Annotated in this window: 20 protein-coding genes; 12 read left to right on the forward strand and 8 right to left on the reverse strand. The window is 70.4% G+C overall.

The window, feature by feature from the left end; all coding sequences use genetic code 11:
• The first annotated feature begins 259 nt into the window (after window positions 1-259).
• The gene (locus FIF60_RS13570) at window positions 260-1846 is read left to right on the forward strand and encodes a vanadium-dependent haloperoxidase (protein WP_204251194.1); all 1587 of its coding nucleotides are present in this window, start codon (window positions 260-262) and stop codon (window positions 1844-1846) included.
• Window positions 1847-1882: 36 nt separating this feature from the next.
• On the opposite strand, the gene rdgB is transcribed toward FIF60_RS13570, so the two are convergent.
• The 3 genes from rdgB to FIF60_RS13585 form a co-directional block, all read right to left on the reverse strand.
• A complete protein-coding gene (gene rdgB, locus FIF60_RS13575) occupies window positions 1883-2494 on the reverse strand; it encodes an RdgB/HAM1 family non-canonical purine NTP pyrophosphatase (protein ID WP_144186633.1) in 612 nt (203 codons plus the stop codon).
• On the reverse strand, window positions 2487-3203 hold the full coding sequence (rph, locus tag FIF60_RS13580) for a ribonuclease PH (RefSeq protein WP_144186634.1): 717 nt from the start codon (window positions 3201-3203) through the stop codon (window positions 2487-2489). Before rph ends, rdgB begins: the two co-directional genes overlap by 8 nt.
• A gap of 97 nt (window positions 3204-3300) precedes the next feature.
• Window positions 3301-3627, reverse strand: a complete 327-nt coding sequence (locus FIF60_RS13585) for a YnfA family protein (protein WP_239451621.1) — start codon at window positions 3625-3627, stop codon at window positions 3301-3303.
• A gap of 60 nt (window positions 3628-3687) precedes the next feature.
• On the opposite strand from FIF60_RS13585, the gene hrcA reads away from it, so the two are divergent.
• The 6 genes from hrcA to FIF60_RS13615 all read left to right on the forward strand — a co-directional run bounded on the left by hrcA (window position 3688) and on the right by FIF60_RS13615 (window position 7828).
• Window positions 3688-4755, forward strand: coding sequence for a heat-inducible transcriptional repressor HrcA (hrcA, locus tag FIF60_RS13590; protein WP_144186636.1), 1068 nt, complete (start codon window positions 3688-3690; stop codon window positions 4753-4755).
• 120 nt (window positions 4756-4875) lie between these two features.
• Window positions 4876-5340 (forward strand): antibiotic biosynthesis monooxygenase family protein, encoded by a 465-nt coding sequence (locus tag FIF60_RS13595; protein WP_144186637.1) that lies wholly within the window; start codon window positions 4876-4878, stop codon window positions 5338-5340.
• A gap of 102 nt (window positions 5341-5442) precedes the next feature.
• On the forward strand, window positions 5443-6006 hold the full coding sequence (locus FIF60_RS13600; protein ID WP_204251195.1) for a TetR/AcrR family transcriptional regulator: 564 nt from the start codon (window positions 5443-5445) through the stop codon (window positions 6004-6006).
• 142 nt (window positions 6007-6148) lie between these two features.
• The gene (locus tag FIF60_RS13605) at window positions 6149-6694 is read left to right on the forward strand and encodes a hypothetical protein (RefSeq protein WP_144186639.1); all 546 of its coding nucleotides are present in this window, start codon (window positions 6149-6151) and stop codon (window positions 6692-6694) included.
• Window positions 6691-7125, forward strand: coding sequence for a cupin domain-containing protein (locus FIF60_RS13610; RefSeq protein ID WP_144186640.1), 435 nt, complete (start codon window positions 6691-6693; stop codon window positions 7123-7125). Before FIF60_RS13605 ends, FIF60_RS13610 begins: the two co-directional genes overlap by 4 nt.
• Window positions 7126-7174: 49 nt before the next feature.
• Window positions 7175-7828: a nucleotide exchange factor GrpE gene (locus FIF60_RS13615; protein WP_144186641.1), complete on the forward strand. Its 654-nt coding sequence runs from the start codon at window positions 7175-7177 to the stop codon at window positions 7826-7828.
• A gap of 57 nt (window positions 7829-7885) precedes the next feature.
• Here the strand turns inward: FIF60_RS13615 and FIF60_RS13620 are convergent, their stop codons facing one another.
• Complete coding sequence (locus FIF60_RS13620) at window positions 7886-8227, reverse strand: antibiotic biosynthesis monooxygenase (RefSeq protein ID WP_144186642.1); 342 nt, start codon at window positions 8225-8227, stop codon at window positions 7886-7888.
• 135 nt (window positions 8228-8362) lie between these two features.
• On the opposite strand from FIF60_RS13620, the gene FIF60_RS13625 reads away from it, so the two are divergent.
• The 3 genes from FIF60_RS13625 to dnaJ all read left to right on the forward strand — a co-directional run bounded on the left by FIF60_RS13625 (window position 8363) and on the right by dnaJ (window position 12200).
• A complete protein-coding gene (locus FIF60_RS13625; protein WP_144186643.1) occupies window positions 8363-8845 on the forward strand; it encodes an Lrp/AsnC family transcriptional regulator in 483 nt (160 codons plus the stop codon).
• A 141-nt stretch (window positions 8846-8986) separates the two neighbouring features.
• Window positions 8987-10921 (forward strand): molecular chaperone DnaK, encoded by a 1935-nt coding sequence (dnaK, locus tag FIF60_RS13630; protein ID WP_144186644.1) that lies wholly within the window; start codon window positions 8987-8989, stop codon window positions 10919-10921.
• A gap of 115 nt (window positions 10922-11036) precedes the next feature.
• Window positions 11037-12200: a molecular chaperone DnaJ gene (gene dnaJ, locus FIF60_RS13635; RefSeq protein WP_144186645.1), complete on the forward strand. Its 1164-nt coding sequence runs from the start codon at window positions 11037-11039 to the stop codon at window positions 12198-12200.
• A 148-nt stretch (window positions 12201-12348) separates the two neighbouring features.
• Here dnaJ and FIF60_RS22100 read toward each other — a convergent pair whose 3' ends face one another.
• The 4 genes from FIF60_RS22100 to leuC form a co-directional block, all read right to left on the reverse strand.
• A complete protein-coding gene (locus FIF60_RS22100; RefSeq protein ID WP_204251198.1) occupies window positions 12349-12969 on the reverse strand; it encodes a GNAT family N-acetyltransferase in 621 nt (206 codons plus the stop codon).
• Window positions 12921-13217 (reverse strand): hypothetical protein, encoded by a 297-nt coding sequence (locus FIF60_RS13645; protein ID WP_144186647.1) that lies wholly within the window; start codon window positions 13215-13217, stop codon window positions 12921-12923. The genes FIF60_RS22100 and FIF60_RS13645 overlap by 49 nt, the downstream gene beginning before the upstream one ends.
• 257 nt (window positions 13218-13474) lie before the next feature.
• On the reverse strand, window positions 13475-14092 hold the full coding sequence (gene leuD, locus FIF60_RS13650) for a 3-isopropylmalate dehydratase small subunit (protein ID WP_144186648.1): 618 nt from the start codon (window positions 14090-14092) through the stop codon (window positions 13475-13477).
• A gap of 1 nt (window position 14093) precedes the next feature.
• A complete protein-coding gene (gene leuC, locus FIF60_RS13655) occupies window positions 14094-15494 on the reverse strand; it encodes a 3-isopropylmalate dehydratase large subunit (protein ID WP_144186649.1) in 1401 nt (466 codons plus the stop codon).
• Window positions 15495-15597: 103 nt separating this feature from the next.
• On the opposite strand from leuC, the gene FIF60_RS13660 reads away from it, so the two are divergent.
• Complete coding sequence (locus FIF60_RS13660; RefSeq protein ID WP_144186650.1) at window positions 15598-16746, forward strand: Acg family FMN-binding oxidoreductase; 1149 nt, start codon at window positions 15598-15600, stop codon at window positions 16744-16746.
• A complete protein-coding gene (locus FIF60_RS13665) occupies window positions 16743-17207 on the forward strand; it encodes a MarR family winged helix-turn-helix transcriptional regulator (RefSeq protein ID WP_144186651.1) in 465 nt (154 codons plus the stop codon). Before FIF60_RS13660 ends, FIF60_RS13665 begins: the two co-directional genes overlap by 4 nt.
• Window positions 17208-17211 lie beyond the last annotated feature (4 nt).

A 17211-nucleotide genomic window follows, 5' to 3' on the forward strand; every position in this document is an offset into this window, starting at 1 on the left:
ATGACAAGGCCGTTGCGCCTCCGCATCCTTTTGTGTGCTCGTCAAACGATGGGAGAAGACCATGAAAGGCGAGAGACCTGCCCGGAACGGGCCACATGCGCCCCGCTCAACGCTCAGGCGCCGCGACGTGATCGGCGGCGCGGGGTTCGGCCTGGGCGCAGGACTGATCGCGTCCAACACCGCCGCCATCGCGCCGGCGGCCGCCCAACCGGCCGCCCCGTCGCAGCAAGCGGCGGCCGGCGCAAGACCGATCGATGAGATGACCCACCGCCGCGCGCGCGAGGTCCGCGAGGCCTGCGCGCGCGAGACCGGCGCCATCCCGGTCGCCCCGCACCCGGTTAACGGCGACGAGGCGCGCTATCCGAACGCCATCGGCAGCGACACGCGCAGCCTGCCGCACAACGCGCGCGGCGAGGTCGACCCCGCTGCCTGGCAGGCCTACCTGACGGCGTGCCGGTCCGGCGAGACGGCGGACTTCGAGAATGTGCCGCTCGGCGGGAGCCGACGCCTTGGCAACCCGATGGGCACCCTCGCGGTCAGCTTCTGCGGCCTTGACCCGACCCAGATCACCATCCCCCCTGCGCCCACGCTTGCGGGGGAAGAACGCGCCGGCGAGGCCGTCGAGGTGTACTGGCAGGCGCTGCTGCGCGACGTGCCACTTGCCGCGTTCCGCGACGGCTCCGACCATCGCGATGTCGTCGCCGCCTGCGCCGAGCTGAACGCCCTCGGCGATTTCCGCGGCCCGAAGGCGGCTGGGCGCGTGACGCCGGCGACACTGTTCCGCGGCACGGCACTCTACGCCGACGGCCCCGATCCGCGCGGGCGCGTGGTGACGCCGCCTGGCGTGCTGGACGGCCCGATGATCTCGCAGTTCCTGTTGCGCGACGTCCCCTTCGGCGCGCAGTGGATGAGCGCGCGCATCCGCCCGGCGACGCCCTCAAGCGAGTTCCTCACCAACGAGGAGGACTGGCTCCGGGCCCAGAATGGCGAACCGCCGCGCCGCGGCGTGACCTACGAGGAGACGCCGCGCTACATCGCGACGGGCCGCGACCTCGGCGAATGGGTCCGGCACATCCCACCCTTCCAGGCGTTCGCGATGCAGCTGATCACGACCGGGGCGTTCGGGCCCGACCCGCGCTACGGCGGGATGTACCCCGCCGCGCAGCCGCCGACCCATCCCGCAAACCCGTATCGCGGCCTGCGGAAGCAGAATCCCGCCGCGAGCTTCGGCCCGCCGCATGTAGCGGCGCTGGTTGTCGATGCGGTGAACAACACGATTCGCGCGGCCTACTGGCAGAAATTCTTCGTGCACCGGACATTGCGGCCGGAAGCCTATGGCGGGCTCGCGCATCACCGGCTGGTCAATGGCGTCACCGACTACCCTGTTCCCGATGCCGTCCTGCGCTCCGAGGCGCTGGATCGCACAAGGGCGAAACACGGCACGCTGCTCCTGTCGCAGATCTATCCGGACGGCTCACCGAACTTCTCCGCCTATCCCGGGGGCGCGTCCTCCGTGGCCTCTGCGGTCGCGACGATGCTCAAGGCGTTCTTCGACGAGACACGCGTGATCGAGAACCCGGTCGAGCCCGATCCGCGCGATCCGACGCGGCTTGTCCCCTACCAGGGGCCACCGCTGACGCTCGGCGGCGAGCTGAACAAGCTCGCGACCAATTACGGTTACGCGCGCAACTGGGGCGGCATCCACTGGCGGTCCGACGCCGCCGCGTCGATGCCCATTGGCGAGGAGGTGGCCATCGGCATGCTCAGGGAGGTGCGCATGACGCTGCGGGAAAGCTTCGACGGGTTCAGCTTCACCCGCTTCGACGGAACCCGCGTCACGGTATGAATGGAGGCAGCCGGTCGCGGCACCCTTTCGGCCGGCCTACAGCGCCTTCGCCTTGAAAAGCGCGAAGGCGCGGGCGCGGTGGCTGATCGCATGCTTCGCCTCCGGGTCCATCTCGCCGAAGGTCTCGCTGCCGCCCTCGGGTAGGAACATCGGGTCGAAGCCGAAGCCGCGCTCGCCCCGCGGCGGCCACACCCAGGTGCCGTCCACCCGTCCCTCGAACACATCGACACGGCCGTCAGGCCAGGCGAGCGCGAGCGCGCACACGAACCAGGCGGCCGTGTTCTCCGGCTCGCCCAGATTCGCCCGCACCCGCGCCATGCCGACGCCGTAGTCGCGCGAGCCGTCGGGCAGCATCGCGGCATCGGCGGTGCGCACGCCGGGCCCGCCCCTCAGCGCGGCGATGCAGAAGCCGCTGTCGTCGGCGAGCGCTGGGAGGTTCGCGGCCGTCGCCGCGGCCCGGGCCTTGATCGTCGCGTTCTCCGCGAAGGTCTCGCCCGTCTCCTCCGGCTCGGGCAGGCCGAGCGCACCGGCGCTCACCGCCTCGATGCCGAATGGGGCGAGAAGCTCGCCGATCTCGCGCAGCTTGCCGGCATTGTGGGTGGCGACGACGAGCCTGTCGCCGCGCGCGAGGCGGCGCGCGTCACCCATTCACCGCTTCCTTCTGCAGGTCGAACAGCGTCGAGCAGCCGCCGCGCGCGAGCGCCATCAGCTCGTCGATCTCGCGCTGGGTCATCGGCCGGCGCTCGGCGGTCGCCTGCACCTCTACGATGCCGCCGTCGCGGGTCAGCACGAAGTTGCCGTCCGCCTCGGCCTCGCTGTCCTCGGCATAGTCGAGGTCGAGCACGGTCATCCCGCGATGGATGCCGCACGAGATGGCTGCCACCTGGCCGCGGATCGGCGAGGCGTTCAGAACGCGGGCGCGCACGAGCTTGTTGAAGGCGCAGGAGAGCGCGACCCAGGCGCCGGTGATCGCAGCCGTGCGGGTGCCGCCATCGGCCTGGATCACGTCGCAGTCGAGGGTGACGGTCATCTCTCCCATCGCCTTGAGATCGACAACCGTGCGAAGCGAGCGGCCGATCAGGCGCTGGATCTCCTGCGTCCGCCCCGACTGCTTGCCGCGCGCCGCCTCGCGGTCCGACCGCGTGTGGGTGGAGCGCGGCAGCATGCCGTACTCGGCGGTGATCCATCCCTGGCCCTGGTTGCGCAGGAAGGGCGGCACCTTGCCCTCGACAGAGGCGGTGCAGAGAACATGGGTGTTGCCGAACTTGGCGAAGCAGGAGCCCTCGGCGTGGCGCGACACGCCGGTATCGAGGCTGACGGGGCGGAGTTCATCGGCGGCGCGGCCTGAGGGGCGCATGGGAGCGGCCTTCCCTTCGGATCGAGTGTGCGTGTCTGCGAGGCGGCGGACATTAGCCACGCCGCGGGCGCGGCGCGACCCCCCTTGCGCGGCGCCTTCAGCCTGCGCGGGGCCCGAGCAGGATGATGGCCGCGCCGGCAAGGCAGACGGCGGCGCCGACGATGTCCCACCTGTCCGGCCGCAGCCCTTCCACGGCCCAGAGCCACAGCAGCGAGGCGGCGATGTACACCCCGCCATAGGCCGCGTAGGCACGCCCGGCCGCCTCGACCTCCACGCGCGTCAGCGCCCAGGCGAAGGCCGCGAGCGCCATCATCCCAGGAACGAGCCACCAGCCCGAACGGCCGAGGCGCGCCCAGGCCCAGAAGGCGAAGCAGCCAGCGATCTCGGCGACCGCCACGGCCGCGTAGGCGGCAATCGTCGTCACCCCATCACCCTTTCTGCGCTTGCGTTGACCCCCACGGGGGGCGTCCATACCTTCTGCGATATGGCAAGCGACAGCACCCGGCGTGACGACCCTGGCGGGCAGGGCCTGCCCGGCCGGTCGGCGATGATCCTGCGCGAGATCGTCGAGGCCTATGTCGCGACTGGTGAGCCGGTGGGTTCCCGCACCCTCTCGCGCCGCCTGCCGATGGCGCTGTCGCCCGCGACCATCCGCAACGTCATGGCCGATCTCGAGGAAAGCGGCCTGATCTTCGCCCCCCACACCTCCGCCGGCCGCCTGCCGACAGACCGGGGCCTTCGCATGTTCGTCGACGGCCTGCTCGAGCGCGGCGCGCTGACGCCGGAGGAGGAGGAGGCGATCCTTGCCCGCTGCCGCGCCGAGGGACGTTCGATCGAGGAGGTCCTGGCCGAGGCATCGGGGCTGCTCGCGGGCCTCTCGCACGCCGCCGGCCTCGTTCTCGCGCCGAAATCGGAAGCGGCGCTGAAGCATGTCGAGTTCGTCTCGCTCGGCCCCGGCCGCGTCCTCGTCGTCCTGGTGACGGAGGACGGCCAGGTCGAGAACCGGGTGATCGAGGCGCCGCAGGGGCTTCCCCCCTCCGCACTCGCCCAGGCCAGCAACTACGTCAACGCCCGGCTGACGGGGCGGACGCTCGAGGAAGCCCGGAACGCACTCGAGGAGGAGATCTCCGCCCACCGGACGGAGCTCGACGACCTGACGGGCAAGGTGGTCGAAGCCGGGCTCGCCACCAAGGCCGGCGCGGCGGCGGGCCGCGCGCTGATTGTCCGCGGCCAGGCGCAGCTTCTGGCCGATGTCACGGCGCTGGAGCGGCTCGAGACGATCCGCGGCCTGTTCGAACGGCTCGAGGCGAAGGAAACCCTGCTTCGCCTTCTCGAGCTCGCCCAGGCCTCGGAGGGCGTGCAGATCTTCATCGGCAGCGAGAACCGCCTGTTCGAGGCAGCGGGGGTGACGATGATCGTCGCCCCCTACCGCAATGCGCGCGACCGCATCGTGGGCGCGATCGGGGTAATCGGCCCGACGCGGATCAATTACGGCCGGATCATCCCGGCCGTTGACTACACAGCCAAGGTGATCGGCCGGCTGCTGGGCTGACGGCCCGGCAGCGCCGAGGCAGGGTTGCCGCCTACCGTGTGCCTGTGTGGTTGACGCCGTCAACTTCGATCGCTACGGTTGGTGACACTGTCAACCAACGCGTGTCGGAGACCCCGTGCCATGGCGACCAAGCGAGGCCTCGCGGCGACCCTTCTTGCGGCACTGGTCGGCGGCTGCGCCATCGCGACCCCGTTCCGCTCCACCGCCGGCGGCGGCGACGGCGGAGCGCCGGCCGTCGTCGCGCTCACGGAGGCGACGCTCGGCCCGGACAGCGCGGCCCGGTCGGCGTTCTGGGAGGGCGTGTGGGCAGTCGAGCGGACGCTCAAGGACCAGCCGGGCCTCATCGGCTACTCGGTGCGACGCGAGCTCCTCGGCAACCGGACATGGACCATGACGATGTGGGAAACCGAGGCCGATCTCGACCGGTTCGTCCTGTCTCCTGCGCATCGCGCCGCTATGGCATCCGGCAGGGCGGCGCTGACCGGCACGCGCTTCGCGCGGCTCGAACGGCGCCGCGGGGACGGGCCACCGAGCTGGGCCGAGGCGCTTGACGTGCTTGGCCGCACGCGGGAGGGCTATCGCTGAGACCCTGTCGCTGAGCCTGGCGCGATCCCCGCACGAGGCTCGCCCGAGCCTATGTGGTGGTCCGTCGTGCCCAAGTCCCAGCGAGACCTTCGCGAGGCCTGCGTGGCTGAAGCCATGGCCATCATCGCGGCAGAGGGCGTCGAGAAGCTCAGCCTGCGCGAGGTGGCGCGACGCCTCGGCGTGTCGCATCAGGCGCCCTACAAGCATTTCCCGAGCCGCGACCACATCCTCGCAGAGATCGTCGCGCGCGCCTTCGGCGACTTCGCGCGCCATCTCGACGCCCACCCGCAATCGGCCGACGCCGATGCCGATCTCGGCCGGATGGGTGTCGCCTATCTCGGTTATGCGATCTCCCATCCTCTCGAATACCGGCTGATGTTCGGCACGCCGCTGCCTCCGGGCGAGGACCATCCCGAGATGATGCGCCAGGCGCGGCATGCCTTCGCCCTGCTCTGCGAAGGCCTCCGGCGGCGGGCGGTGGCGCGCGGCACAAGCCCGGGCGAGGACGCCATCCGACTCGACGCGCTGTTCATCTGGTCGTGCCTGCATGGGCTCGCGGCGATCCGCTCCTCCGCCGCCGCTGCCACGCTCGGGCTTCCCGCCTCCGTGATGGAGGCGAGCCCCGGCCATGTGCTCGGGCGCATCGGCGACGCGCTCGGCCGATAGGGGCCGCCAGCGCGGCGGTGTGACGGAAGTCACGCATCAGCACCCCATCCTGCGTCGACGGACACGTACCTGAAACATTCCGGGTTCATAGCGCTGCCCGCGCGACATTGTTCGCACACGAACGAAAAAGAGAGGGCACGCCATGCTGATCCACGCAACGCTCCATGCCGCCGAGCCCGAGAGGGTCGCCCGCTTCCTCGCTCTTCTCTGGGGCACCGAGGCGATGCCCGTGCCGGAGATCGAAGGCGCCTGGATCGCCTTCGCGAGCGGCGAGGGCATCGCGAGCGTCGTCGTCGAGCCCGCTTCCCTGCCCCGCCCGGCGATGCAGCTCGCCATCGCCACGCGCCTGTCGGAAACCGCAGTACACGCGCTTGCCGCGACCGAGGGCTGGCTCAGCCGCCATGCGATGCGCTTCGGTGAGGCCGGGGTGGGCTGCGGCCACGCGGTCGTCTCCGTCGCGGTCGAGCCCTCTCTCGCGATCGAGGTGCTTCCCGAAGCGATGGCGACGGTGCGGGCCGAGGTGATGCGCCCCTGGCGCTGGGGCGCGCGGCTTGCGGGGATGATCCCGCCCGCGCCGGCAATGCGGACGGGCGCGCGCCTCGTTCCGCCCATGCCGTCGCCCTTCCCCTGCGCCGAGGCCGCAGATGTGGCAGATCAGGCGCCGGTACGGTTCGCGAGGGCGGCATGAGCGCGCTTTTCGTCGCCGCCGACAGGGTGGAGATCCTGATCGGGGCAGAGCAGTCGGGCGGCACGCTCTCGCTGTTCGACATCTCCGTCGAGCCCGGGGGCGGGCCGCCGATGCACGTGCATGACCGCGAGGACGAGACCTTCCGCGTTCTCGAGGGAGAGGTGACCTTCTGGGTCGGTGGCGAGAGCCGCGTGGTCGCGGCGGGCGAGGCGGTGTTCGGCCCGCGCGGCATCCCGCACCGGTTCGAGAACCGCTCGAACCGGCCAGCGCGGATGCTCGTCGCCGTCACGCCTGGCGGATTCTGCGGCTATTTCCGCGAGGTCGGCACCCCGGCGGGAGATGGCAGGCCGGCGCCTGCGCTCGACGAGGCGGCCGTCGCGCGGCTGCTCGCTCCGGCGGAGCGGTACGGTCTGCGCTTCGTGCAGGGCTGAGGCTTCCACCCTTCCCTTCACGGGGCCGTGCGCCTAAGTGTGCCCGGCCATGCAGGACAAGCCAGACACACCAGACAAGCCCGGCTCCTCCCCCCTCGGTCCGGAGGGCGAGATGCTCCGCGAGGGGCTTTCCCCCTCCTCCTCCGAGGCGCTGATGGCCGAGGCTGCCGAGCGCATCAAGGCGCTCGAGCAGGAGGCGGCGGAGTTCAAGGACAAGTGGCTCCGCGCCGAGGCGGAGACGCAGAACGTGCGCAACCGCGCCCGCCGCGAGGTGGAGGATGCGCGAAACTACGCCGCGCAGAAATTCGCTCTCGACGTTGTCGAGGCGGCCGAGAACCTCGAGCGGGCGCTCGCCTCGCTGCCGCCCGAGGCGGAGGGCGAGCCCGAGATCGTCGGGAAGCTGCGCGAGGGCGTGGCCGCGATCGGCCGCTCCTTCCAGGGCGCGCTCGAGCGCAACGGCGTTGCCCGCCAAGACGCCGCGGGGGCGAAGTTCGACCCTGAGCTCCACCAGGCCATGGCCGAGGCGCCAAGCCCGGAGGTTCCGGTCGGGCACGTGATCCAGGCCTGGACGCCCGCCTGGACGCTGAACGGGCGGCTGATCAAGCCGGCGATGGTCGTGGTGTCGAAGGGCGCGCCGCCGCAGGCGAGCCCCGAGCAGGCCCCAGCGGCCGAGCCGGGCGCGACGCTCGATACGAAGGCTTAGAGCAGCGCCCGACCCGATGGAACCGACGCCGGTTCCACCGGGTCGGTCCAAGCTGCTCTATCCCATTGAGGCGGCCGCCGTCTCCGCTGCCGCCGCCACCCGCACCTCGTAATGCGCCGAGCGCGGGTCGAACCGCGCTAGCACAGCCCGTGCCTCGGGCGGAACCACGGCCGTCTCCCAGTCCTCGCCGGCGAAGGCCCGCACCGCGTCCATCGACCGGAACGCCATCACCGTGACGAACTCGACCTCCCCGCCCGCGTCGCGGCGGAGCAGCTCGAGCCGGTCCAGACCCGCGACCCTCCGGGCGAGGATGGCGGGGAAGATCGTGTCGCGGATCAGGGTCTCGTAACGGTCGGCCATGTCGGGCTGCGTCCAGCCGTACCAGATGCGGCTGATCATCGCGGTTCTCCTTCCGATGCCTTGCAACGGACGGGATGATTGCCGAGATAGCCGGGGCATGTCCTTGCGAAGATGATGCAAAAGCGGGGACATATTGGCAGACTGTGCCTCGTCTGCATCGTTTCGAGGCATATCATGCCACCGCTCGACAGCACGGATCTTCGCATCCTCGCGGCACTCCAGGAGGATGGGCGGCTCGCCAACGTCGCACTCGCCGACCGCATCGGCCTCTCGCCCTCGCCCTGTCTCAGGCGGGTGAAGCACCTCGAGGCAGAAGGAGTGATCGAGGGCTATCGCGCCATCCTGCGTCCCGAAGCGGTCGGCCTCGGCCTGACGGTGTTCGTGGAAGTGAAGGTCGACCGCCATACCCGCGAGAACGCCGATGCGCTGGACCAGGCGCTCGCCGGCCTGCCCGAGGTCGTCTCGTGCCACATGGTCTCCGGCACGGCCGACTTCCTCGCCGAGGTTGTGGTTTCGGACCTCGCCGCCTATGAGCGGTTCCTGAGCGACCATCTGCTCCGGTTGCCGATGGTGGCCGACATACGCTCGAACGTCTCGCTGCGGCGGGTGAAGCGCGCTGGGCCGCTTCCGCTGCCGCGGCAGGAGCCTGCCTTGTAACGCCCGCCCCTTGTCGGGGGTGGGGGTGCTGAATACATCCCACTGGTCCGACGCGGCGACGGCCGCGATCAAGCAACGGAGTTGGGGGATGCAAGGGCGCCTGATCAGGGCCGTTGCGTCTCGCCGGAACAGGAGAAGACCATGAGCAAAGTCATCGGCATCGACCTCGGAACCACGAACAGCTGCGTGGCGATCCTCGAGGGCAAGGATGTCCGCGTCATCGAGAACGCCGAGGGCGCGCGCACGACGCCGTCGATGGTCGCCTTCGCCGACAGCGGCGAGCGCCTCGTCGGCCAGGCCGCCAAGCGCCAGGCGGTGACGAACCCGCTGAACACGCTCTATGCCGTGAAGCGCCTCATCGGGCGCCGCTTCGAGGACCCGATGGTCGCCAAGGACATCGGCATGGTCCCCTACAAGATCATCAAGGCCGATGGCGGCGATGCCTGGGTCGAGGCGCGCGGCGAGAAGTATTCCCCCTCGCAGATCAGCGCCTTCATCCTCGGCAAGATGAAGGAGACGGCCGAGGCCTATCTCGGCGAGAAGGTGACGCAGGCCGTCATCACCGTCCCCGCCTACTTCAACGACAGCCAGCGCCAGGCGACGAAGGACGCGGGCCGCATCGCCGGCCTCGAGGTGCTGCGCATCATCAACGAGCCGACGGCCGCCGCGCTCGCCTACGGGCTCGAGAAGAAGAAGGCCGGCACCGTCGCGGTGTACGACCTCGGCGGCGGCACGTTCGACATCTCCATCCTCGAGATCGAGGACGGAGTGTTCGAGGTGAAGTCGACGAACGGCGACACGTTCCTCGGCGGCGAGGACTTCGACAAGCGCGTGATCGACTACCTGGCAGACGAGTTCAAGCGCGACCAGGGCATCGACCTGCGCAGCGACAAGCTTGCCCTGCAGCGCCTGAAGGAAGCCGCAGAGAAGGCGAAGATCGAGCTCTCCTCCGCCAAGGAGACCGAGATCAACCTGCCCTTCATCACGGCCGACGCCTCCGGCCCGAAGCACCTCGTGGTCAAGCTCAGCCGCGCCAAGCTCGAGGCGCTGGTCGACGATCTCGTCGAGAAGACGCTCGAGCCCTGCCGTTCCGCGCTGAAGGATGCCGGCATCTCCGCCGCGGAGGTCGATGAGGTCATCCTCGTCGGCGGCATGACGCGCATGCCGAAGATCATCGAGACGGTGAAGAGCTTCTTCGGCCGCGAGCCGGCCCGCAACGTCAACCCCGACGAGGTGGTGGCGATCGGCGCGGCGGTGCAGGGCGCTGTGCTGAAGGGCGAAGTGAAGGACGTCGTCCTGCTCGACGTCACGCCGCTCTCGCTCGGCATCGAGACGCTCGGCGGCGTGTTCACCCGCCTGATCGACCGCAACACCACGATCCCGACGCGGAAGAGCCAGATCTTCTCGACCGCAGAGGACAACCAGAACGCCGTGACCATCAAGGTGTTCCAGGGCGAGCGCGAGATCGCGGTGAACAACAAGCTGCTCGGGCAGTTCGACCTCGTCGGCATCCCGCCCGCGCCGCGCGGCGTGCCGCAGATCGAGGTGACGTTCGACATCGACGCGAACGGCATCGTCTCTGTCTCGGCCAAGGACAAGGCGACGAGCAAGGAGCAGCAGATCCGGATCCAGGCCTCCGGCGGCCTCTCGGAGGCGGAGATCCAGCGCATGGTGAAGGAGGCGGAGGCGAACGCCGATGCCGACCGCAAGCGCCGCGAGACGATCGAGGCGCGCAACCATGCCGAGGCGCTCGCACACCAGACCGACAAGACGCTGAAGGAAAATGCCGAGAAGCTCGGCAACGCGCCGGAGAAGGAGGCCGCCGAGAAGGCGCTCGCCGATCTCCGCGCCGTGCTCGGCGGCGAGGATGCGGACGCCATCCGCTCCGCGACCGACGCGCTCTCCCAGGCCTCGATGAAGCTCGGCGAGGTGCTGTATCGCCAGGCGCAGGCGAACCCCGAGGCCGGCGCCGCGCCGGAGGGGCAGCCCGAGGCCGGCGAGGCGCCGAAGGACGACAAGGTGGTCGACGCCGACTTCGAGGATGTTGACGACAAGAACAAGAAGAAGTCCGCCTGAGCCAAGGGGCGTGAGCCTCACGGCACAGCGGACAGAGGCGATGCGCGCCACCCGGACCCGCCCAGCGCGGACGGGTGGCGCCATCCCGTCTCCTTGACGCGATAGGCGTCCATCCATGGCGAAGCAGGATTTCTACGCGGTCCTGGGCGCGGCGCGCGACGCCTCGGCCGACGACCTGAAGAAGGCATACCGCAAGCTCGCGATGCAGTACCACCCGGACCGAAACCCGGGTGACAAGAAGGCGGAGGCCAAGTTCAAGGAGCTGAACGAGGCCTACGACGTGCTGAAGGACCCGGAGAAGCGCGCGGCCTATGACCGGTTCGGCCACGCCGCGTTCGACGGCTCGGGCGGGGCCGGCCCTCGCCCGGGAGGCCCGGGCGGCTTCGGCGGGTTCCAGGGCGCTGGTTCCTTCGCCGACATGTTCGACGACATCTTCGGCGACCTGATGGGCGGCGGGCGCGGCCGAGGTGGCCCGGGCGGCGCAGGCCGCGGCGCCGACCTGCAGACGCGCGTCGAGCTCTCGCTCGAGGAGGCGTTCGCGGGCAAGAAGGCGACGCTGCGCGTGCCGACGGCGATCGCCTGCGAGGCGTGCAAGGGTTCGGGCTCCGAGGGCGGTGCGGCGCCGCAGACCTGCGGCAGCTGCAACGGCGCGGGCAAGATCCGCGCCCAGCAGGGCTTCTTCCTGATCGAGCGCACCTGCCCGACCTGCGGCGGCACCGGCAAGGTGGTGAAAGACCCCTGCAAGGTGTGCGCCGGCGCGGGCCGGGTGCAGCGCGAGCGCACCCTGAACGTCGACATTCCCGCGGGCGTGGAGGACGGCACGCGGATGCGCGTGTCGGGAGCCGGCGAGGCGGGTCTGCGCGGCGCCCCGCCGGGCGACCTCTATGTCAACGTCATGGTTCGTCCGCACAAGCTGTTCCAGCGCGAGGGCGCGAACCTCTATTGTCGCGTGCCGCTTCGGATGACCTCCGCCGCGCTCGGCGGCGCGATCGAGGTACCGACCATCGAGGGCGGCCGCGCCAAGGTGACGATCAACGCCGGAACGCAGACCGGCGACCAGTTCCGCCTGCGCGGCAAGGGCATGACCCAGCTCAACTCGGCAGCGCGCGGCGATCTCTACATCCAGGTGGCGGTAGAGACGCCGATGAACCTGACGAAGAAGCAGCAGGAGCTTCTGCGCGCCTTCGAGGAGGAGGCGGAGAAGGCCGGCGACAAGTCGAGCCCGGAAAGTGCGGGGTTCTTCGCGAAGATGCGTGAGTTCTTCGAAGGCAAGAGCTGAGAGACCGTCCGCAAGCCCTGCTGCCGCGGCCGCCTCGCTTCGCTCCCTGCACTTCGTGCGCTCACCGCCTTCGGTGCCATTGCCCGCCAGTTTCCCGGAACCTGCGCCGTGCGCCTCACGTCAGCGACATCTGGAACGATCGCCCGCGCTATCGGACCGCTAGGAGAACGATCCGCCAGCGGATGATCTGCCGCCCGCCATGCGCGGCAGGCTCCGTCTCGCGCCCGAGCGCGATGCCGCCATTGCGTTCGATGACGCGGTGCGAGGCGACGTTGTCGGCTTCCGCCGTCAGCTCCACATGCGCGAGTCCCAAGCCACGCGCCTCGTCAAGCATCAGCGCGAGCGCGCGCGTCGCGATCCCTCGCCCACGCTTTTCCGGCACGACACCGTAGCCGATATGTCCAGAGACATGCGCCGGCAGCGCCTCAGTGCCCTTCTGCCAGCGGATGTTCACGAAACCGCAGAACCCGCCATCGCTGACCCAGCGCGTGTAGCCGGGAAGGCGCGCGACGCGAGACCCGTCGGCGAGCTCGATCGGCGGGCCATTCGCCTCGGGGTCGTGCAGGCTTGCGAGAAAGGCATCGGCGTCCTCCGCGATCGCTGCGAGATGTGCGAGCCGGATGCGCTCGCCCGCGATGTTGGATGGCGCCCAGCCGGAGCCCAGCGCCGCGACATAGCCCGCGAGAAGCGTGCGCGACGGGCGCGCGAGCCGGATCGTGCTCAGACGAAGGCGCCGCGGAGGAAGCCGAGCGCCGGCAGGGGAGACCAGGCGCGCGGCAGGTCGGCCCTGCGGATCGGCGCGACGGAATAGCGCGGCACGGGCTGGCGCGTCTTGGCGATGAGGTGTTCGTAGGCGCGCACCTGCGCTGCCCGCCAGGCGCGGTCGTTCAGCGCATCGTCGCGCGAGCGATAGACCTCGGCGATCCTCTCGGTCTTGCCGACGGTGGCGATCACGGCCCAGAGCGTGTCATCCCCTCGGGGAAGGGGCGGGCGGGGAAGGGGGGCGATGGTCGTCACGCGGTGCGGGCCGATGCTCCTCTGACCTCCCCGAAGGGTGGCAAGGGAGAACCCGAAACGCAATGGTCGCGAGGGCTGGATGCCGGCGGCGGACATAGAAGGCCGCCAAAAAGAAGACGGGCCGGCGGCTGGGAGGTAGTCGTGCCGCCGGCCCGCCCATGTGGATGAGTGCCTGCCGGGAAAGGCGCTCACCCGAAACATCCGAAGAGTGAGCGCATCCAGGTTACGGCGACATGCGCCGCGGCATTACGAGTTGGTCATGTGGGCCAGGCCCAGGGGCGGCGCGACCTGTCTTCCGTCTGCCACGCGGCGATCGCGTCTGCCTGACGCAGGGTGAGGCCGATGTCGTCGAGCCCGGCGAGAAGCGCCTCGCGGCGCGCGGCGTCGACCGCGAACGGATGCTCGTCACCCGAGGGCGACACGACGACGCAACGCTCGAGATCGACCGTCACGCGCGCATTGCCGGGAGAACGTTCCACCTCTGCGGCAATCGCCGAGACCGACGCCTCGGGCAGCACCACGGGAAGCAGCCCGTTCTGCAGCGCGTTGTTGGCGAAGATGTCGGAGAAGGACGGCGCGATCACCGCGCGGACGCCGGCACCGGCGAGCGCCCACACCGCACCCTCGCGGCTCGACCCGCAGCCGAAATTCGATCCCGCGAGCAGGATCGGCGCATCGCGATAGGGCGCGCGGTTCAAAACGAAATCGGGGTCCTCCGACCCGTCGGGCCGCCGGCGCCAGATCTCGAAGGCATGCGCCCCCATCTCCGCCTTCGCGGTGCCGACGAGGCGTTCGACGCGGATGATCACGTCTGTGTCGATGTTGGGGCGAAGCAGCGGCGCGGCGGGGCCGGTGACGGTCGTGAAGGGCTGCATGTCAGAGCCCCTTGCGGATGTCGACGATGCGGCCCGCCACCGCTGCCGCCGCCGCCATCGCGGGCGAGGCGAGATGGGTGCGCGCGCCCTTGCCCTGGCGTCCGACGAAGTTGCGGTTCGAGGTGGAGACGCAGCGCGCGCCAGGCGGCACCGCCTCGCCGTTCGCCGCGACGCAGAGCGAGCAGCCGGGCTCGCGCCAGGCGAAGCCTGCGTCGGTGAATACGCGGTCAAGCCCTTCCGCTTCCGCCGCCCGCTTCACCCGAACCGATCCCGGAACGACCCAGGCGGTGACGCCGTCCGCCACCCGGCGGCCGCGCACGACCCTGGCCGCCTCGCGCAGGTCCGAAAGCCGCGAGTTGGTGCAGGAGCCGATGAACACCCAGTCCACCGCCGTGCCGGCGAGCGGCCGCCCCGGCTCGAGCCCCTGGTAGGCGAGCGCATCCTGCCAGGCCTTGCGGCGCTGCGCATCCGGCGCCGCGTCCGGGTCGGGGATCGGGGCGTCGACGGCGATGACATGCTCGGGGCTCGTGCCCCAGCTCACCTGCGGCGCGATCGTTGCGGCATCGATCACATGATCGGCATCGAACACGGCATCCTCGTCCGAGCGCAGCGTGCGCCAATGCGCGACCGCCTCGTCCCACGCTGCGCCGCGCGGCGCATGGTCACGCCCCGCGACCCAGTCGAACGTCGTGTCGTCTGGCGCGATGAAGCCCATGCGCGCGCCCATCTCGATGGTGAGGTTGCACAGCGTCAGCCGTGCCTCGACGGGCAGCGCGCGCACGGCCTCGCCGCCCCACTCCACCGCGAAGCCCGCGCCTGCGCCTGTGCCGAGCCGGCCGATGGCTGCGAGCACCGCATCCTTCGCCGTGGTGCCCTCCGGGAAGCGCCCCTCGAAACGCACACGCATGGCGCGCGGCTTGGCGATTCGCAGCGTCTGCGTCGCGAGCGCATGTGCGAGCTCCGATGAGCCGACCCCGAAGGCGAGCGCGCCGAGCCCGCCATTGGTGCAGGTGTGGCTGTCGCCGCAGATGACGCTGAGACCAGGGAGCACGATGCCGAGCTCGGGCCCCATGACGTGGACGATGCCCTGCCCGTCCTGCCCGAGATCGAACAGCCGGATGCCGTGCGCGGCAGAGCCCGCGCGCAGCGCGTGCACCCCGCCTGCGCCCTTGGGAAAGGTCTCGGCCGTGCGGCCGGGGGCGGAGGACACCGCGTGGTCGGGGGTTGCGAAGGCGAGGTTCGGGTTCGGGATGGCGTATCCCTTCTCCGCCACCTCCGTCAGCGCCCGCGCGCCGGAGAGGTCGTGCAGCAGGATGCGGTCGATATGGATCAGGTCCTGCCCCCCGCCGGCGGGAGCGATGCGGTGGAGCGTCCAGAGGCGATCGAGAAGCGTCTGCGACATGGGGGTGAGATGCCTCCTTGCCGGGCCGAGCACAAGACGCCGCTTGACCTGTGGTTTGATGTCGAACTATATAGTTCGATATCAAACGTCATGGAGGTTGGCCATGGCTGGACGACGGATGTTCATCGCACTCATCGGCGGCGGCGCCGTGGCCGCTGCGGCGGGCGGGGCCTTGTGGGCGGGAACGCGCGACCCGTCGCGGGCGCGCCTGCCCTGGCTTGCCGCGGGCGGCCCTTCGGCGGACGTGCGGCGCATCGCTCTCTCCTATGCCGTGCTCGCGCCCAATCCGCACAATCGGCAGCCCTGGCTGGCCGACCTGTCGGTGCCCGGCGAGCTCACGCTGTATTGCGACCTGGACAGGCGGCTCCCCGCGACCGACCCGTTCGACCGGCAGATCACGATCGGGCTCGGATGCTTCCTCGAACTCCTTGTGCAGGCTGCGGCGGAGGCGGGCTACGTGGCGGAACCGGACCTGTTTCCGCAGGGCGAACCCATTCCCCGGCTCGACGGACGCCCCGTCGCGCGCGTGCGGTTCCGGCGGGACGATGCCGTACGCCGCGATCCGCTGTTCCCGCATGTGCTCGCGCGACGGTCAAACAAGGGCGCTTTCGACACCTCCCGACCCGTCGCGGACGACGCGCTGTCCGGCATCGCCGGCGCGGCGCGCTCGTCGAGGGCGGCCCACACCAACGAGACAGGGCAGGTCGAGCGGCTCCGTGACATGACGTGGTCGGCGCTTCACCGCGAGGTCACGACGCCCGCAGCGCTCGGCGAAAGCATCGGGCTCATGCGCATCGGCCGCGCCGAGATCGAGGCAGCCCCCGATGGGATCGCCCTCGCTGGCCCACGCATCGAGGCGCTCGCCCATGCCGGCCTCCTGTCGCGCGAGGCGCTTGCCGATCCACGCTCGGCCGCATTCCGCCACCAACTCGAGCACCTTCGCCTGCCAACCGGCACCGCCATGGCATTCATGTGGCTCGTGACGGCGGGCAACGGGCGCGCGGCGCAGATCGAGGCAGGGCGCGATCACGTCCGCATCAACCTGGCCGCGACGGCGATCGGCGTCGCGATGCATCCACTCAGCCAGGCGCTGCAGGAGTTCCCCGAGATGGCAGCCCATCGCGCGGCGATGCGGAGCCTACTTGGCGTCGGCGAGGACGAGACACTGCAGATGCTCGTCCGGCTGGGCTATGGTCCCGCGCCGGCGCCGGCGCCACGCTGGGCGTGGCAGACGCGGATCGGGAGAGCATGAGCGAGGAAACAGCGGACACCGACGCATCCGGGATCATGTTCCGGGCCCTCAACGAGATCGGGATCATCGCCCAGCTTGCCGGCACGGCCTTCGAGCGGGTGATGCCGGGCGCGATGACGCTGCCGCAATTCGCCGTGCTGAACCACCTGGCCCGCCTCGGCGGCAACCGCACCCCGCTCGATCTCGCGCGCGCCATGCAGGTGACGAAGGGCACGATGACCAACACGCTCGGCCATCTCGAACGTGCCGGGTTCATCTCCATCGCACCGGACGCGAAGGACAAGCGCTCAAAGCGCATCGACATCACCGCCACAGGCCTGCGGGCGCGCGACGCCGCGATCGCCACGCTGGCGCCTGAGCTGCGCGGCCTTTCGTGCGCAGTGCCCGCGGAAGAGGTCGCGGCGATCCTGCCAATGCTGGAGCGATTGCGGCGCGCGCTCGATGCGCGCCGCGACAGCTGAGAAC

The organism is Elioraea rosea (assembly GCF_007644105.1).
GTDB lineage: Bacteria > Pseudomonadota > Alphaproteobacteria > Acetobacterales > Acetobacteraceae > Elioraea_A > Elioraea_A rosea.

Coding starts and splice junctions, on each gene's coding strand:
- FIF60_RS13570 (WP_204251194.1), top strand. CDS start 260: ATGACCCACCGCCGCGCGCGCGAGGTCCGCGAGGCCTGCGCGCGCGAG.
- rdgB (WP_144186633.1), bottom strand. CDS start 2,494: ATGGGTGACGCGCGCCGCCTCGCGCGCGGCGACAGGCTCGTCGTCGCC.
- rph (WP_144186634.1), bottom strand. CDS start 3,203: ATGCGCCCCTCAGGCCGCGCCGCCGATGAACTCCGCCCCGTCAGCCTC.
- hrcA (WP_144186636.1), top strand. CDS start 3,688: ATGGCAAGCGACAGCACCCGGCGTGACGACCCTGGCGGGCAGGGCCTG.
- FIF60_RS13595 (WP_144186637.1), top strand. CDS start 4,876: ATGGCGACCAAGCGAGGCCTCGCGGCGACCCTTCTTGCGGCACTGGTC.
- FIF60_RS13605 (WP_144186639.1), top strand. CDS start 6,149: ATGCTGATCCACGCAACGCTCCATGCCGCCGAGCCCGAGAGGGTCGCC.
- FIF60_RS13610 (WP_144186640.1), top strand. CDS start 6,691: ATGAGCGCGCTTTTCGTCGCCGCCGACAGGGTGGAGATCCTGATCGGG.
- FIF60_RS13615 (WP_144186641.1), top strand. CDS start 7,175: ATGCAGGACAAGCCAGACACACCAGACAAGCCCGGCTCCTCCCCCCTC.
- FIF60_RS13620 (WP_144186642.1), bottom strand. CDS start 8,227: ATGATCAGCCGCATCTGGTACGGCTGGACGCAGCCCGACATGGCCGAC.
- FIF60_RS13625 (WP_144186643.1), top strand. CDS start 8,363: ATGCCACCGCTCGACAGCACGGATCTTCGCATCCTCGCGGCACTCCAG.
- dnaK (WP_144186644.1), top strand. CDS start 8,987: ATGAGCAAAGTCATCGGCATCGACCTCGGAACCACGAACAGCTGCGTG.
- dnaJ (WP_144186645.1), top strand. CDS start 11,037: ATGGCGAAGCAGGATTTCTACGCGGTCCTGGGCGCGGCGCGCGACGCC.
- leuD (WP_144186648.1), bottom strand. CDS start 14,092: ATGCAGCCCTTCACGACCGTCACCGGCCCCGCCGCGCCGCTGCTTCGC.
- leuC (WP_144186649.1), bottom strand. CDS start 15,494: ATGTCGCAGACGCTTCTCGATCGCCTCTGGACGCTCCACCGCATCGCT.
- FIF60_RS13660 (WP_144186650.1), top strand. CDS start 15,598: ATGGCTGGACGACGGATGTTCATCGCACTCATCGGCGGCGGCGCCGTG.
- FIF60_RS13665 (WP_144186651.1), top strand. CDS start 16,743: ATGAGCGAGGAAACAGCGGACACCGACGCATCCGGGATCATGTTCCGG.